Here is an 18355-nt window from a genome sequence, read left to right on the forward strand (position 1 = left end):
TTAAAGTCCTAACGCCGATTGGGAAAGTTTTAGCGTTCGCTTTTCGCCGTCCCTTTCAAGTTGAATATCAAGGGTGCCGCCACTGGCCCCGTCGGAAATTTCCTTCACCCGTTCCCATGAAAGAAGTTCGTTTCCATTTACCGAACTGATGATGTCACCCTTTTCCAGACCTGCCAGGGTTAGAAGCGATGGTTCGGCCTTATCACCTACAGTAAAACCGGCAATATTTTTTCCTTCACGGAAGGGTTTCAGATCCATCAAAGTAATGAAATCTTCTATTTTCTTTTTAGTGTCGTTACTGCTTTGAGGCGTGCTGGACGTAGCGGCAATCTGCGACTGACTATTCTGACGTGAATTTGCCCGATCCTTATTGAGATAAATTGTTTCAAGCCGACCGTTTCTTCTGATATCAATGCGGTCCGGATATATGGCTGCAAGCCTTGTTCCGCTGGCTATTTCATCACCAATTTTAGCAAGTTTCTGGACGGACCCTTGCGATTTCAGAATAACGGTCCCATCACCATTTCCTTTTGCGCGTAGGCCAAAAATCTGAATATCAAGGGTACTTTCCGGAATATCATCCGACCGCGTGACGATAATATTTTTGGACAAACCATAAAAGGCATCTACAGTTTTTAAATAATTATAGTCCGCCTGACGGGCATTTTGCTTTTCTGTAAATTTGGCTAGTGGCAAATGCGCAGATAAACCAATTTCATCGTCCGAATTTAAGAGTTGAACGACTATATTTGAGCAGACTAGCGCAAGAAGAATTACAGCCACTATTTCAAGAAAAATAAGGGCAGTGCGATAATAAACCGGCAGCCTGACGGCCTCCGTGTCGCTTGGTGCTAATGATATTTTTTTAGCCATTATGGCCCCTTAAATTTCAGGTGATTCTCTCTTTTCTCCTACAGTTTTAGCGAACTTTTGTTATGCTAATATTTCAGAAATGCTACAGTAATATGTCAAAAACAGTAAAAAAGCCCGGCAGTAAACCGGGCTTTCAACATTTGGGTATATTAGATTATGAAATTTAGAATGAGTAATTAAATCCAAGAATGAATGTCCGCCCTATTTCGTAGGATTCGGCTATTTCCGATCCCTGCTTGCGAAGCTCTTTTTCATTCAACAGGTTTTGTGCCTTGAATGTCAGAGTAACCGGGTTCTCACCCCAGATATTCACATCACGGCTATAAAGAAGATTAAGCTGTACCGGAATATCTTCAAGCAGATCAGGACGGTTTGACGTTCCAAGCCTGTAAATTCGGTCACCCTGGAAATTGACAATGATATTGAATTTTTCACCAACATCCTGATTTTCAAAACCTACCTGCAGGTTCGCAAGATAGTTTGACTGTCCCTGAAGGCGGCCAACCAGATTGGTAACCTGGTCAAATTTTTCAATACTTCTGACCACTTCAGAGTCGATGTAGGACGCATTGGCTTTCACAAAAAATTCTCTGTCACCGAGGGTGCCAACAATTTTTTCAAGTTCCGCTTCGACACCTTTAAGCTTTGCCTTTTCGGCATTGGCAATTGTGTCAGCTTCCCCATCGCCACGGGCAAAAATCGACTGTTCGATTGGATTGTCAATTTCCTTATAGAAAGCCCCAAGCGTGAAGCTTTCCCCGGCATCGAAATACCATTCAAACCGGGCATCAAAGCTGCGGATATTGGCTGGTACAAGATCCGGATTTCCGCGTTCTGTTCGGCCATCTTCCCGCACAAAATATACTGGGGCCAGCTCACGGCTGTCAGGACGGTTCACAGTCTGCGAAAATGCCAGACGGATTTGCATATTTTCAACAAATTCCCAGGTCACAGTTGCTGATGGTAACCACTTCTGAACATCCTGAGTAATTCTGATATCCTCAAATGTCGTCCGGTTGGTTGAATCCACTGTCTGGTGGCTATCTTCATAGCGGACACCGGCAGAGACACGAACCTGATCCGTTACCTGTGCATCTACCTGACCAAAAAACTGTTTATTTTCAAATTCCGCCGTAAACGCACTGGACGGGTCAAAATATTCACTTAAGTATATACCATTCGGATCAATATTGACTGAGCCGAAAATAATTTCCGGTACATATCGGCGAAGGGTATCGTTGGACACCTGTGTCAGGTTGAAGCCATATTTTTTATAATCTGAACTTCGGTCCTTTTTGTTGTAACTGGCACCGAATTTAAGGTCGAGTGCTACATCATTAACATAAAACGGCTGTTTGACATTAAAGCCGAAATCTTTTGATGTATCCTCCATATTACCATATTCGATACGGTTACTGTCACTACGGCGAAGCATTTCAAACACTTCATTATTTTTGTCGTAAACATATGTATAACGTTTACGCATTGGAACATCCCTTGATGCCTTGGTAATATTGGCGTGCCAGAATAGCTCTGTCATGTCACTGTTAAAGAGATCAAAAGCATGTTCCCCATCGAAGCTGTGTGACCAGACCTGACGTTCAATCCAGTCAAGTCTGGTGAAGTTGGCCAAATCTTCCGAATTGGTTCTACCCTGCTGAATTTCCACTTCCCGCTGGCTTGAGCGAAGCAGAAGTGATGAGTATTTTATCGAATTGTCCTGATTAATCTGCCAGCCTATGGATGCAAAGGAATTCAGATCAATTTTCCATGTCGTGACGTCATAACCACAGTCTGCACCATCAACACCGACCGCCTCACAGGCACGCGGGCTAAAATCACGGTCTGCTTCCAGACCTGAGTCCGTTGCACTTGACGCTTTATATGAGCTGCGTTGACCGAATTTATTTCTGAACTTGCTGCCATAATCAACAGCAAGAATAAACCCGAGCTCTCCTTCATCACCAACTTCGACATTGGTTCCGCCAGCGACATTAAAATCAAAATCAGGGGCGTTTTTCTGAAAATCAATCGACCACACATTGGGGATTGCCTCACCGGCCTGTTCAAGTTCAGCCGGAGTAAGCCCCTGTAACGTCGGATGTGCGGCAATAATATCAGGGATTTTTCTTGTCCCGTCATCAAAACCAAATGCATCCGTGCCACTTCCATAATAGGCAAGGCCGTCTTTAAATGTTGAGGCCGTATTGAAGCCGGTTGAAAGCCCAATATCAAAGAAAGTTTCCTCAGGAACAACCTTGGTGCGGATATCAATGACACCGCCCCCAAATGCACCAGGAAACTCTGCTGAATAGGTTTTTTGGATTAATACACTTCCCACCAGTGAGGTCGGGAAGATATCAAGGGGCACTGCCCGCTTAAGTGGATCAGGAGAAGGCAGTTCAATTCCATTAAGGAGCGTAGAAGTATACCGCTCATTAAGTCCTCTGATCACCACAAATTTACCTGACTCATCCGGGGAAATACCCGGCATTCTTGTCAATGCTATTGCGACATCACTATCCCCTGCCAGTGTTAAATCAGTGCTACTGACAACATTGGATATTTCAGAAGTTGATCGTTTTTCATCCGGAATATAACGCCCGACCGCGATAATTGTGTCAACCTGGTTCGGGTCCGCCTGTTGCGCTTCCTGGGAATACGCAAGATGCGGTATTATAACTGCACAGGAAGCGAGTAACGCGCCTTTTAAAGTTCTTTTGAACATTTTCATATTAGTCACCGTTCATAAATAAATTTACAAAATGCCGTGGTGATGTGTTCGCATCACCACAGCTTTCGTTATCGTTTCCTTATTCGTTGACCCACACGGTCCAACCTTCAAGCCAGTTGTTGGCTTCGGCATCAACGGCCCCGATATGGGTTGTTGTGTCAAACCAGGCATCCAGCGTTTGAGGATTGGTGAAGGTCACACCATTTTCTGTTGCACCATTGATATAGGCATGCGATCCACCGGTCGGAGCAACCAGAGTTGTTGCACCTGTTCCGTTGTTTGCCTGACCATTAAACCAGGCCGCCAAATCGCCATCTTCTGCATCTGATGCAAAAGTTGTTGGACAATCAAGATAGGTAGATGTGATGGTAATACCGTCTGCCCCGTCACGACGGGCATAGGTTGCCGCCTGATCAAGGTCAAGACAGGTATCATGGAAGCCTTTTGTCACCAGATTAACGATCCGTGCACCGGTACCTTCACGAAGCAGCATACCAATGTCACCGCGTGTTGCACCGGCAACCAGAGTGATATTTGACAGAAGCGGCTGGGCATAAGGTGTCGCATCATTATCATCACCGTTATTGTCGGCTTCGATACCTTGGTCAGACGCAGACTGGTTATCATTCTGAACCACAACCGCATGCTGAATTGCACCACGCCATCCTTTGGTCCAGTCAATACTGTCATCGTCAGCACCGGTAATCACCAGATGTTTCAGGCGAACAGTTCCACCGAAGAATTCAACACCATCGTCAGCACCATTATGGACCTGAACATAGTCAACTTCAGTACCACGGCCCACACCTTCAAAGGCGATACCGTTCAGTTCGTCATCATCAGTGATCGGGTTACCAGCATATTTTACAACTGTGTAGAAAATCTGACCACTATCGTCGTCATCGTCATTACCGCCGTATAATCCGCTATCACCTTCACCCGTTGCTTCACAGATGCCAACACCACAACCGTTTATTGTTGCACGGCCATTGATCACCAGACCACCCCAGAGGGACGTATCTGTATCAAGGTTACGTGTTGCATCATTTGTTGCAGTCATCGTAACCGGCGCATCTTTTGTACCGTTTGAGTTGATTTTCGAACCACGAGAAATCACAAGGAAAGAAAGTGGATCTTCACCGGCAACAGTAACACCAGCATCAATCGTCAGGTTGCCTGCTTCTCTGCCGGCAATCGGGTTGGCAGCATCGCCACCAAGATCATCACCGATAACCACTTTGCCACGGAGGAAGTAATCAAGACCGGCTGCCAGATGGACATTTCCGGTATAAACACCCTGAAGGATACAGCCACCCGCACCATTAGATGTTGTTCCGTCCGGACAAGTCGGATTCGGGTTAATGGCATATGACCATCCAAGTGTCCAGTTATCTGTGGCTGAGCTTGATTTAACAGCACCGATAAAGTCTGTTGTGTCAAACCATGTATCAAGTGCATGAACGTCAGTTGCTGTCACGCCATTTTCTGCAGTACCGTTAACAAATCCGGAAAGTGTGGATGTTTGAGCACTATTGTTGGCCTGACCCAGGAACCATGCTTCAAGGTCACCATCTTCGGCGTCTGTCGCAAAAGTCTTGGCACAGCTAAGCAGAGTTGACTGAATAACAATTCCGTCTGCCCCATCACGACGGGCATATGTTGCCGCCTGATCTAGGTCAAGACAGGTATCATGGAAACCGGTTACGACCGTATTATAAATTTTCGCGCCTGTACCTTCACGAAGCAACATACCAATGTCACCGCGTGTTGGACCAGCTATCATGGTAAAGTTTGCAAGCGTTGGCTGGGCATATGGCAATGCATCATTGTTATCACCATTATTATCCGCCTCAATGCCCTGGTCAGATGCTGACTGATTGTCATTCTGCATAACCAGAACATATTGTGCTTTACCGCGCCATCCTTTGGTCCAGTCAACACTGTCATCATCTGCACCGGTGACAATCAAATGTTTTACATTCACAGTACCACCGAAAAATTCAACGCCGTCATCGGCACCGTTATGTACGTGGACATAATCAATGACTGTACCACGGCCAACGCCTTCAAAAGCGATTCCGTTCAGCTCATCATCATCAGTGATCGGGTTACCGGCGTATCTGACCTGGACATAACGCATAACGCCTGAACTGTCGTCATCATCAATACCACCATAAAGTCCACTGTCACCTTCACCTGTTGCTTCACAAATACCGGACGCACAGCCGTTAATTGTGGCAAGACCGTTAAGCACGATACCGCCCCACTCGGAAGTATAGGTTTCGGATAATGCATTTGCATTGGCATTGAAGCCTCTTAATATATCGGCTGAAGAGGTGAAAATAATTGGCTGGCCAACATTACCGCTCGCATTGATTTTTGAACCACGAGCCACTACCAGAAATGAATTTGCATCAAGGCCGGCAATCGTTGTACCCGGTTTTACGGTAAGTTGAACACGGGTTCCGCCTGTTCCGTCTGACTGGGTTTCCTGTCCAACGGTGACTTTACCACTTAAAAGATAGGTATTATCGGCAGTTAGTGTCAGATCCTGTGTAATAGTCCCTGAAATCTGACAGGCTTTACCGCTACCAAGAGTAACTTCGGTTGTTCCGGTCGGACAGGCTACAACGGTCCCGCCGCCGCCTCCACCACCAGTACCGCCAGTACCACCTGTACCCGGATTTTCACCTGTCTCACCTAGAGACGCTAATTCTGTATTCTTATCACTACAACCTGTAAAAGCTGAAAGAGAAGCCGCTGCTATACTTATGAGTAGCAGCCTACTTATTTGTCTGAGATTTGTCATTTCGACCCCATTTTGATTAATAAATTGAACAGTTTTTGTTCAGCCTGATATTTCAAATAAGCTCACCCGAGCCCGTTAAGCTTTTCCTACATAGGCGTGGAATATGATGTTTTTGTTTCAGACGTGTGATAAAATTATGAAATAGCAATTCGTCTCCAAATTGCTAAAATTAATTGTTTGTTAACAATCCTTTAGAATTTAGAACAATTCTTATTCAGAAAACAAAAATTGAAAATTCCCTGTTGATAGAGGGAAAATTTATGGTTAACCGGCACTGAAATTATAACCGGTGAAGCGGAGTCTTTCGGGAAGCCGGTACCCGATTCTATTTTAAGAAATAGAGAATATCTTCCCCAGACAACCAGCTTAGCCAAATAGCAATCGCCAGGAATGGACCGTAGGGGATTTTTTGTTTTGATGGGTCGCTTTCCCCACGCTGCTTCATTAGAAAAAAATAAATAATTGCCGTCAGGGATGATATCAGCAAAACAATTGGCAGAAGGTACGGACTTAGCCAGACTGATCCGGCCGCAAATAATTTTACATCTCCCATGCCAAGTCCATGATACCCCCGTACTTTAAAGTAAGCATATGAAACAATGAGCAAAAATGAAAATGAAATCAGAAATGATATAACGGCAAGCCAGGGATCCTGATCACTATAAATACTATAAGAAATACCCAACAATAAAACAGCGGCCGTAAGGCTGTTTGGAAGCTTCAGAGTTTTGAAATCATAATAGCAAAGAGCTGATAACAAAACCCAGAGAGGAATTGCAAAATAAATTGGCCTCTCCGACAAAAACATCACTAAAAAAGATGCTGTGGTCAAAAAGGCCAAAAGAATTTTATATATCACCGACAGTCCCTGTTTGATAAAAAGTCACCGTCGGCAGTGTGTCTTATTTTTTGCTTTCTTACAAGTTATCAAGTCTTTTGATACCGTCTTTCGCAATATATTTCACTTTTCTGGGCTTTCCGGAAAGTGTCATGGCAAAACTGTTATCGCGACCATCAAGAATTTCCTGATATAGCGCCTGTGCTTTTTCCGCACGGCCGGTTGCGCTGTAAAGAAATGCCAGATTTACTTTGGCAAATACCTGATCTTCCGGTGCAAAATCGGTTGAAACCAATTCCGCTTCGGCTGCTGACCAGTCACGGGCTTCAATTTTTTCCGATGCCATTGAATTATCTTGCAGAAGGATCAACGAAGAAGAAAGCTCATCCGCGTTCGCTACACCCGCACCAAACCCGATTGCTGCTATAAGGCCAAATGCTAATTTCTTCATGAAAATACTCCTTATTCTGTATTTTTTATAAAAATTTGTTTTTTGTCATATTAGTGTAATATTTGTCGGATAGTATCGTATCGTCGAATATTACGTTGTATGTACAAGCTAACATCGGAATCGCAAATTTGTCAAAGATTTTTGCGATAACCTCTTGTTATTTAACAAAACTTTCACAAAAACTTCATAAAACGGTAACTTTCCATTAATACCAGTGTCACAAATAGCTGCTTTTATAGCCCTGCATTAAATTTTTTAATATTACAGTCGGGCATCAAGGCATATGTTCAAAAATATAACATTCGTTTTAATTTCTATTTCATTTACTCTCGTTAGCGACAATGCGTTTGCCGCAGGTGGTAATGTCACCGGGTTATCCATTCCCGGACAATCAGACGCGCTTGAGCAGGTTTTGCCAAAAAGAACAATTGAGCCAGCCGATGGCGCCTATTCAGTTGCCATGCAGTTTGTCCGCTCGACCGGGCTTCACAAAAGCCTTTCCCTGTTGCTGCTTGATTCAGTGAAAAATGATACTCTTGTTGAAAATGCCATTTCCCAGTATGGATTCCCGCAAGTCAAAAATATGGTTGTCTCCAATATTCAAAATACAACGAACCACTATCGTCAGGACTGGGTATCCCTGCTCGCGTCTATATATAGCGAACAGTTTAATAGCAATACGTTACGCTCTATTCTTGAGGATGGTGAAAACTCGCCCTATTATAGTGAGTTTGTCGCTATGCAAAGCAAAATGGATACGGCAAAAATGCTTTCAGACAGTGATATTTTTAAAGAAGCGCGCTCAAATCTGATCAATACACTGAAGAAAAACTTCCAGTCTTAAATCAGGTTTCGTCCACTTCGGAGACGGTTTCATCATCTCCCCTGTCCTCTTCATTAGTTTCCTGATCTTTTTGATCTGTGGTCTCACCGTTTCGAATTTTGTGAATTCTGCTATCCGCTTTCAACAGCTGCTGGATGAGGCGCCTGGAATGACTCAGGCTATCCAGTAATTCATCGATCTGATCTACACTCAAATGCCTTTTAACGGTAACCTGCAAAAGACCTTCTTTTGTATCCTGATAGGCTTTCTGATAATCTGTTAAAGCCGTAAGCTTGACATCTTTCTGTGCCTGCTCATTATTGTCACTGAAAAATATATTTACAGTATGCTCTGTTACTTTCAAATATTGCGCCAGCAGGACAGTACACTCTTCATTGTCTATTTCATCGGCACTTTGTGATAAATTATAAATCTCGTTGGAAAGCCGTGTCACGTCTTCCAGATAACGTGACGTTCTTATGGTGGAGGTTAATTCCTCAGCCTGTTCGCGAGCCATATTTTCCATGCTCAGATTAGTCGCAAATTCATTTATTGTTCTGCCCAATGAAAAAATGGCATCTGCATGTCTTTTTACAATCCCTGCCGATTTGCTTCTGCCGGCAATAGCCATAAGCACCAGTTCGCAGGACAGATTATAAAGCCTGTCCAGTTCGTTCCAGATTGCCGCAATTGCCAGTACGGGAGTCTGTTTTACTGTTTTATCAAGAAACTGCGGATGGCTCAGGCTTTCTTCCTGTGTGACAAACATTTTTTCGGCAATATTTCCAATCCTGCGACTGAAGGGAACCAGCAGAATAACACCCACCAGATTAAAGGACGTATGAAATAAGGCCAGAAACGGAGCCGGCTGGTCCTTAACGCCAATCATATGACCCAGTTCCGCCACGCCCCAGATGAACAGCGGCAGCATGGCAAGGGCTATAATCCCTGTTATGACATTGAAGGCAACATGGCAGACGGCAACACGTCTTGCGTTGGCGGTCGCATGCATAGTGGCAAAGACGGTGGTGGTCGTGGTCCCTATATTGGCACCTATTACCGCAGCAGCCGCAAGATTAACCCCGAGAACTCCTTCACTTACTGCTGTCAGGATAATCGCTATTGCCGCGCTTGAGGATTGGGTAAAAGCGGTCAGGATAAAACCGAAAAGAACAAATACCCATGTGCTCGTAATCTCATTGGCCCGGAAAATTTCCGTCCCAAAAGTATCGGATATACCCGAAAAGGCAGACTTCAGGATGGAAAGCGCCAGAAAGAAAAGCCCAAGACCAAGCATAAAATGACTTAGCCCCTGATATCGTTTACCAGTAGAGGCATAATGGAAAAGCGCCCCGAATGCCAGAAGCGGCATGGCAAGGGCTTCAATATTAAATCCGAAACCAATAATGCTGACCAGCCAGCCGGTGATGGTTGTACCGAGGTTGGCACCAAAAACCACCCCAATCGCCTGTTGCAATGTCAGAATCCCGGCATTGACAAAACCGATCGTCGCCACCGTCACCGCGCTTGAGGACTGAACAAAGCCGGTGATCAGCGCGCCTGAAATAACCCCCCTGTAAACATTTGACGTCCAGTGCTGCAAAATTGATTTCAGGGCATTTCCGGCAAATAATTTAAGACCGTCGGTCATCATGGTCATGGCCATCATGAACAGTGCCAATCCACCGGCGGTATTAATGATTATTTCCAATATCATGCTTTTATAAGCACTCCAGTTTTTAAATAATCAGACTTCAGCGTCTTTTTTTTCATTTTCAATCTTTTTCTTGGTCAAAAGATAATCCGTTATGCCAACCCCCAAAACAATAAATGAAACCGGAACCAGAATTAGCCCGAGCATCGCGTAAACAGATTGTTCTTCGGTAAATTTTAAAAGTCCAATCGCGGTAATGGCTGTCCCCAACGCGGTTTTAATATAAGCAAGCAACGTCCGCCTGTTTGCTAGTTCAGTGCGCAGCAGCGCCAGCAACATTGCGTCTATATTTCTTTTTTCACCGATCCTGGTCATAATTTGTCCCGTATTCTGATCATTTCAGATAATCCTATAAGGAATTTTGAATTCTGTTAAGCCGAAAAACCCTATTTTGAATATAAAAAAGGCAGCTGCCGAAACAGCTGCCTTAAATTGACAGATTAAGTATGGCTTTTACTTAACTTCTGTCAACCGAAGGTAAGGACGAATTTCGTCCCAACCCTGGGGGAAGATTTTTTTTGCGTCTTCATTGCTGATGGATGGCGGAATGATAACCTTATCACCGCGTTTCCAGTCAGCAGGGGTTGCAATCCTGTTTTTATCCGAAAGCTGAAGGGCTTCGATCACCCGGAGAATTTCATCAAAATTACGGCCAATGCTCATCGGATAAGTCATTGTCAGTCTCAATTTTTTATTGGGATCAATAATAAAGACAGAACGAACAGCAGCTGTGCTGCTCTCTCCCGGATGGATCATATCATATAGCATCGCAATTTTGAGATCCGGATCAGCCACGATCGGAAATTGAAGGTTCGTATTCTGGGTATCATTAACATCGGCAATCCATTTAAGATGTTCTTCAACCGTATCGGTCGATAGACCCAGTGATTTTGTATTGAGGGCGGCAAATTTATCTGCCAGTTGCGACGTCCGCCCCATTTCGGTTGTACAAACCGGTGTAAAGTCAGCCGGGTGACTGAAAAAGAATACCCAGGAATCTCCTGCCCATTCGTGAAAATCAATTTCACCTTTCGTTGTGTCAATTTTAAAATTGGGTGCTGTATCGCCAATATGTAATGCCATAAAATTATCTCCTTTATTTATATTAATATAATTAAATTATTAGAATGATTCTAATCATAATTTTTAATATATAGGAGCGAATATTATAATTGCAATAAATTCTCTGAAATTAATTTGTTTTTTATCAAAAACAGAGTTTAGAAAAATTTAAAAAGAATAAAGCCTGTCAGATTTGAGCTTTAATCCAGCGGACAATATCGGACATTCCCATTGCCCCGGCCTGACGGGCAATTTCCTTACCCGATTTAAAAACCACCATGGTTGGAATGCTGCGGATGCCATATTGAGCACCGATTGATTGTTCACTTTCCGTATTGAGTTTTGCCAGACGGACATTTGGCTCAAGCACGCCTGCCGCCTTTTCAAATTCCGGTGCCATTAACTTGCACGGGGCACACCATGGTGCCCAAAAATCAACCACAACCGGAATATCACTTCGTGAAACATGTTTGCTGAAGTTCCTTGCTGTTAAAGTAACAGGATGTCCACTAAACAAAGCCTTACCGCATTTGCCGCATATTGGATTATCACCCATCCGCCCGGAAGCAATTCGGTTTATTGCGTCACAAGCCTGACATACTATATGAAAATCGCTTTTTGAACCTGTCACAACATACCTTCCAAAATTATTATCTGATGCAACTATAATTTAACGGCACTCACAAGTTTATCATTATCACTAGTAAGAGTGAAATCAAAAAGATCAGTAATCCCAGACCAGCGGATTGACAGGCTGTTATCATGGTCTAGCGTTCTTTTGGTCACCAATGACAGGTTTTTGGTCAGGTCAACTTCCACGGCCGTTGATGTTTCGCCGGTCGCCGGCGCGGTTGATACTTCTACATAAACATTGTTGGTCAGATATTTTCCGCCGGTAATGGTGGTGCCATATTCGCGGGACGCATCATTATCAATAGAAAGCCGGTCAATGCCGATAGCATTTCTGATCCCGCCCATAAAGCCCTGCCCGCCACCATTGGACATTGAATGTACGGCGGACGCCAGCTGAACAAGTTCCACAGCCGAAAGCTCGGACACGGAGGTTCCAAACAATATTCGTGCCATCAGCTCATTTTCCGGCAAATAAGGGTTAGAGCTCATTTTAATGGTCGGTTTGCTGACCCGTCCGGAAATATTCAGTTTTGCCAGCAGGTCACTGAGCTGGTGTTCCGCTTCCACATCGGCGATAGGGTCGTTTGAGCCGTCTTCGGGGAATGTCAGATTTCCACGGGTCAGGATAAACCGCTTACCGGAAAATTCAAAAAAACCGCGTATGAGGGACGCGGTCCCACTGACCAGCGGTTCTTCCGATGTTCCCTTCACCGCCAGATCGGCTTTCCATTCTGAATCAAGCCCGTAACTGCGGATAAATAATTTACCCGGCACATCAAGGGTCAGATCAAGATCAATAGGTTTAACCGTTTCATTATTATTTTTTATTTCCTGCCCTTCACTGTTGATTTCGGTAACATCAAGCTGGACAATTTCCGGCGCGCTTTGTTCAACCGCGCCAATGCTGGCATTATCAACAATAATTTTGCCGCTCAAATTCGCCGACGTTTCCGTCTTAACAAAGGATAAATCAGAAGACGCAATGATCTGAAGCTCCGGCTGGCGAACCAGATGGGCATTGACAAGGTTAAGCGCCGCTTCTGCGGTATAATGAAAATCCTCATCAAGCTTTACAACCCCGCTTGCGCTTATCCGCCCCTCTTCACCGTCTGTTGCAGTAAAAGAGTCCAGTGTGATCTGGCGGTCCTTTATTCCCGCATTCAGAGTGATATTGTCAGCTACAAACCCCGCTTTTAAATTTTCATAATGGCCATTTAAAAGGCGGAGACTTCCGTCCAGGTCAGGATTTGAAAGTGTTCCCCCAAAAGTCAGCTTTGCGGTAAGTTCCCCTCTCAGATCATCACTTGCCAGATTAAACATTGGCCAAATTGACTGAATATCATTATCCCAGTTCAGGGTGGCCGAGAACGGTTCTTCGGTGGTCACTTCAATTTTTGAAGCACTTAAATCAACATCAAGTGGCAGGTTTGCTGAATAATCCGCTTTGTTTATTCCATCCTCTTTAAGTGCCCCGGTCAAACTTAACGTATCATTATTAATGGTGCCTGCCGCCGTTAATTCAATCATCTGCTCGCTCAAGGAACGATAACTTTCAAGGGCCAGATTGCTCACCCTTAACGAATAATTGCCGGAGAGTATATTATCCTTGCCCTCAAGGCCGATCTGGCCGTCTACCTGCCCCACCATGGGGCGGTCCTGTAAGAGAACGGAAATTGGCCGAATAGCCATTTTATTAAGGGTGAGATTAACCCCAAAATCATTACCCGCTTTTTTCAGTTGCCCAGATATATCCCCCTCACCCATTTTAAGGCTGAATGGCAAAAGCTCAAAAGACTTCTCCCCCATTAAAATATGGGCGGGTTCCGCCAGATTAAAATTGGTCTGGTCAATATCCCCCTCAAGAGTGACAAGAATATCATTAAGATCATCCGTTGATTTTCCGGTTGCCGTCACATGATAGGGCATTACTGCGCTTCCAGCCGCACTTAAACTGAAGGAAAGTTCCTGATCATCCTGACTAGCACTGAACCTTGCCTGATCCGCCTGAATGTAAGGATGCATCAGTTTTTCAATTGCAGCACTGACCTTAAAAATTGGTTTTTGCTCAAACAGCCTTGCATCCGCATTAATTTTTGCAGACTGAATGCCCAACAGACCACGCCCGGTGAGCGGCAGGGTAAGATTCTCTACGGTACCATCAAAAACAATATCCTGTATATTTTCCTGATCGGAAAGATCAATTTTTGCAGTGACTACCCCTTCCACGCCTGCCTGATGACTTTTATTTTCATCGGTGGCAATGGAAATTGACCCTTTCACGGGTTTCCCTGTCGGCAGGTCGATTGATCCCGTTGCTTCGAACGCACCGAGGGAAATTTGAATTCCCTCAATTTTATACCCATTCTGCCCGCTCGAAAGTTCCGATGTTAGTGACAGAGCGCCCAAGCTGGTTCCGCTCTTCAGGGTCAGTTCTGCCCTTGGCGCATTGATAATATCATCGGCTTTTAGCTGCGCTTTAAAATTCTCTAGCTCAATGCCCTGAATATCCAAACTGTCAAAACCGGTTTCGAGGGTGATTTTCGGTGCACTCACATCCCCTTCCAGGGTGCCGTTAATATCAATATTTCCGGCAAGGGCAGCACCTTCAAGGCTCTCTATCTTATCCATATCGGAAATGGAAAGCGTAAAATCGGAATGTTTAAATTCCTGATCGGCCGATAATTCACCGGCCGCATTCAGGCTTGTATAGGCGCCGTTTAAAACAGTATCAGAAAGGGTAATAGCGCCGTCAGCATTCTGTCTGATTTTTGCACGGAATGTCGGATGATTGCCTATAATTTCATTAATAAGCTCATTGCCCAGGTCAAGACCCGTTGTCTTCAGATCCAGGTCGGCGGAAAGCGGGCTTTCCATTCCAGTCCGCGATATGTTTGCGGAAAATTCCACTTTTCCAGCCATCGCAGGGGATATATCCATTTTTTCCGCAAGGGCAGCAATATTATCAACAACTGTGGTTACTGTCCCGGCTACTTGACCGTCAATGCTGTTAAAGACACCATTTCCCGTTAGATTTACAAAATCATTTTCCAGAAAAAGACGGTCTATGCTAATCATTGATGTTGCCGGATCATATCCGATGCCCGTTGACCAGTTAATTTCCTTATCAAATAGTGCCTGAGCATTTCCGTCATTTTTCATTTTTAGGGAAGAAAGCTTACCGCTGGATGAATTTATGATTTTTCCTTTATCAAAAAGCGTTTCAAAATGGCCGGATAATAAGGCGGAAATGGAAACCTCGCCATTTTCGAGCTGACCTAAATTTGCGCCTTCGATATCAAGAGTGATTTTTGGGGACTGGAACGGATTATCCAGCCTTCCTTTTAGTTTAAATGGTTCTATGTATGTGGGATTTATTAAGCTGTTCAGTGGCTCAGTGTCCCTAAGCTCGGCATCAAAAATGATGCCTCCCGCATTTTCAGGTTTTTCTGCACTGATTATTCCATTTGCATTTAATGTCAGAATTTTTGCCTGATACATAAACTTAAGGGCTGACAAATCCGCCTGGTCCGTGGGGGCAATGACCAGTTCAAGCGAATTTGCATTGCCTATCAGACTGGCAATTTCACCACTGACAAATCCACTCGGATCAAAATTTGACTGTAATGAAAACTCACCTTTTCTGTAATTGACCCCGGCCATGGCAAAAACTTTACTGCTTGCCCGGGCTTCCAGTTTGCCGCTCCAGTTATCAATTGGTCCGGTTCCATTAAAATGGGCGCTGATTGATTGTCGGGGTTCAAGTCCGGCCAGCGCAACAAAAAGACCGTCTTCCGGTGCGTTTAAACCAATATCCACATTCAGGGCTTCACCGGTTTTGGGATAGGAAATATCGACAAGGATCTGATCCTCTGACAAATCACTGTCCGATCCCGACTGTGTCATCAGATTAAATTTGGTCAAAAGGCCATCATTTTCCGTCAGTTTTAAAAGTCCGCTTGCCGTTAAGGTTGATAGTTTTTTGGCAATATTTTCTGCTACCTCAATCCGGCCTATTTCAAATCGGTCTATATAGATGTCAAGGGGAAGTTCGGGAATGGTAAATGGGTCATTGTCAGTCGTTTGCTGCGCATCATCACCAACCGGTTTACGCATAAAATTGACCTGATCTGCGGATAAGCGCGCAACAGACAATCGCCCGTTAAAAATATCCCCAAGCGACCAGTATATTTTCGTGTTTTTAATTTCAAGCCAAATTCCATCAGGGTCCCTAAAGCTTATAGTCGGGATCCGAATTTCTGAATATAATGCCCCTTCCAGCTTTGAAATGATAATCGCGCTATCTTCCGACTGAAGCGCATTATTGATATATCGCTTAATCTGATCCCGGCCTGTTTGTGTATCCAGATAGAATAGGATGCCGATTATACCGACAAACAGAAAGCCGACCAGGCCGCCCAAATATTTTGCCAGCTTACGATAGGGAAATTTTTTCAGATATGATTTAATATCAGTCATTAAAAAGCCTGCCCTAAACTGATATAGATCTGAAAACTGCTATCCCCCACTCTTTTATTGAGCGGAAAGGCAATATCAAATCGTATCGGGCCGAACCCTGTACTATAACGGGCACCAATACCGGCCGCCCAGCGAAAATCACTGAATTTGGGCGTCGTATCCAGATAGACATTGCCCCCTTCAGAAAAAAGAACCAGTCCCAGATTATTCTCAAATTTAAACCTGACCTCACCGGCCACTTCCGACACCGAGCGTCCACCAAGCGGGTCACTATTTACGGCAAGTGGCCCTACCCGCTGAAAGGCATATCCCCTGATTGAACCGCCACCACCGGAGAAAAAGCGGCTCGTTGCGGGCAGTGTTTCATTTTCAACACCTATGATAGAGCCAAGACGGGTTCTTAGCGCCAGAACAACATTCTTTTTTGCTGTGACTGGATAATATCCGCTGGCTCTGATTTCGCTTTTCAAAAAGGTAAAACTGGTCTTTCCCACCCCAAAGCTGGGCGCGGTAATCACCGATGCACGCAGGCCGGAGCTCGGGTCCAGAAGATCATCTGAGCTGTCCCAGCGAAAACCGAATGGCAGTGCGGTCAGCATAAAATCATTTTTACCAAGGGCGTCTGTCACCACATTATAATCCAGCACCACATTGGCCAGTAAGGCAATATGATCCGTGATCACCCGGTCAATCCCGGCCTGGGTATTTACGGTATAGGCCCGGAACGCATCCGTATTTTGCCGTTTAAGGCCGCCTTCGAATGACAGTGTCTGATCAAGTCTTTTAAAATGGGGAATTTCAAGCCGACCTGTCAGCGACTGTTCAATTTCGGCGGCATGGGCGATCACATTCAGGCGCTGTCCACTGCCAAATATATTTCTGTGTTCCCAGGAAACTTCGCCGCTGATCCCCTCTGCTGTGGAATATCCGAGCGATGTGCCGATTGTTCGCTGCCTTGCCGGTGTCAGTTTGACACTGATATCCGCAAAATCCTGATCCCTTGGTGTTACACTGACATCGATCCCGGAAAATAAATTTGACTGTAATAATCTGTCCCGCAGGCCATCAACATATCGCTGCTCGTATGTATCCCCCTCATTCCATATGATAAATTTGGAGACAAAGCTTTCATTGACCGATCCCAAACCATCAAAATTTACTGTTCCCATCCGGCGTCTTGGCCCGGTATCAATGGTAAACGTGACATTCATCAGCTGACTGCGATGATCAACCACAAAATTATCATCAATTTTCTGAACAAATGGAAATCCCAGTTGCGGCAGCGTGACCAGAATATTATCATGACTTGATTTTACGGGTTGCGCCCTTGCCGGCTGCTCTGCCTTAATCAACATCGCTTTATGTAATTTTTCTTTTATATCCTCTTGCGGAATAGTGCCCTGAAAGTCAATCCTGATGTCCCCATATCTATATATTGGTCCCGGCGTGACCATTAATGTTATTTCAAACTGGTTGTTTCGACGCGCCAGCTGGTCAGTAATCGCTGCCCCATAATAGCCTTCGGATCGCATGATCTGATTTAACAGCTCAACATCCGTTTCAATACGGCCATTAAGATTGGTGAGAGAAATCAGTTTTGATGATTTTTTATTTTCGAGAATGGATGACTCTTTAAAAACATCCAATATAGTTTTGAATTCATCACCTTCCAACCCCCTGATGCTGATCTGATATGTGATTTGATCAGCGGCATATATTGGCACAGTAAAACTGGCCTCTGCCGAAATTAAAATCAAAGCAAATGCAATAAGCCTTCCGGCAGTTTTAAGACTACGTTTCAAATTAAAATAAAAAATAGTGAACTGTTCCTTTTATTGAAGTCTGCTGCCTTATAAACCTTGATTTTTCACTATATCAAGCCAATTTCATATTTGATAATATTATTTGAAATTCATCTTAAGCCATATGGAAAATTATGGAT

At 44.4% G+C, this 18355-nt stretch carries 12 protein-coding genes; 1 reads left to right on the top strand and 11 read right to left on the bottom strand.

Annotated elements, in window-relative coordinates; translation table 11 throughout:
- The 5 genes from R3D86_00095 to R3D86_00115 all read right to left on the bottom strand — a co-directional run bounded on the left by R3D86_00095 (position 1) and on the right by R3D86_00115 (position 7705).
- A complete protein-coding gene (locus tag R3D86_00095; GenBank protein ID MEZ5756598.1) occupies positions 1-873 on the bottom strand; it encodes a type II secretion system protein N in 873 nt (290 codons plus the stop codon).
- Positions 874-1036: 163 nt separating this feature from the next.
- Positions 1037-3607 (bottom strand): TonB-dependent receptor, encoded by a 2571-nt coding sequence (locus R3D86_00100; GenBank protein MEZ5756599.1) that lies wholly within the window; start codon positions 3605-3607, stop codon positions 1037-1039.
- A 79-nt stretch (positions 3608-3686) separates the two neighbouring features.
- Positions 3687-6416, bottom strand: coding sequence for a hypothetical protein (locus R3D86_00105; protein ID MEZ5756600.1), 2730 nt, complete (start codon positions 6414-6416; stop codon positions 3687-3689).
- A gap of 325 nt (positions 6417-6741) precedes the next feature.
- Entirely contained in the window at positions 6742-7224 is a 483-nt protein-coding gene (locus R3D86_00110) for an A24 family peptidase (protein ID MEZ5756601.1), read from the bottom strand.
- Between the two features lie 109 nt (positions 7225-7333).
- Positions 7334-7705, bottom strand: coding sequence for a hypothetical protein (locus tag R3D86_00115; GenBank protein MEZ5756602.1), 372 nt, complete (start codon positions 7703-7705; stop codon positions 7334-7336).
- A gap of 283 nt (positions 7706-7988) precedes the next feature.
- Here R3D86_00115 and R3D86_00120 point away from each other — a divergent pair, with 283 nt between their 5' ends.
- On the top strand, positions 7989-8549 hold the full coding sequence (locus R3D86_00120; protein ID MEZ5756603.1) for a hypothetical protein: 561 nt from the start codon (positions 7989-7991) through the stop codon (positions 8547-8549).
- A 1-nt stretch (position 8550) separates the two neighbouring features.
- On the opposite strand, the gene R3D86_00125 is transcribed toward R3D86_00120, so the two are convergent.
- From R3D86_00125 to R3D86_00150, 6 genes are all read right to left on the bottom strand, one after another.
- Positions 8551-10245 (bottom strand): Na/Pi symporter, encoded by a 1695-nt coding sequence (locus R3D86_00125; protein MEZ5756604.1) that lies wholly within the window; start codon positions 10243-10245, stop codon positions 8551-8553.
- Positions 10246-10275: 30 nt separating this feature from the next.
- Positions 10276-10557 (bottom strand): DUF202 domain-containing protein, encoded by a 282-nt coding sequence (locus R3D86_00130; GenBank protein ID MEZ5756605.1) that lies wholly within the window; start codon positions 10555-10557, stop codon positions 10276-10278.
- Positions 10558-10695: 138 nt separating this feature from the next.
- Positions 10696-11325, bottom strand: a complete 630-nt coding sequence (locus tag R3D86_00135; protein MEZ5756606.1) for a peroxiredoxin — start codon at positions 11323-11325, stop codon at positions 10696-10698.
- Between the two features lie 166 nt (positions 11326-11491).
- Positions 11492-11935 carry a thioredoxin TrxC gene (gene trxC, locus R3D86_00140; protein MEZ5756607.1) on the bottom strand — a complete coding sequence of 148 codons (444 nt, stop codon included), beginning with the start codon at positions 11933-11935 and terminating at the stop codon, positions 11492-11494.
- A 32-nt stretch (positions 11936-11967) separates the two neighbouring features.
- Complete coding sequence (locus tag R3D86_00145; protein MEZ5756608.1) at positions 11968-16413, bottom strand: translocation/assembly module TamB domain-containing protein; 4446 nt, start codon at positions 16411-16413, stop codon at positions 11968-11970.
- Entirely contained in the window at positions 16413-18170 is a 1758-nt protein-coding gene (locus R3D86_00150) for an autotransporter assembly complex family protein (protein MEZ5756609.1), read from the bottom strand. Before R3D86_00150 ends, R3D86_00145 begins: the two co-directional genes overlap by 1 nt.
- Positions 18171-18355: the final 185 nt, after the last annotated feature.

It is taken from the genome of Emcibacteraceae bacterium (assembly GCA_041396985.1).
Lineage (GTDB): Bacteria > Pseudomonadota > Alphaproteobacteria > Sphingomonadales > Emcibacteraceae > Pseudemcibacter.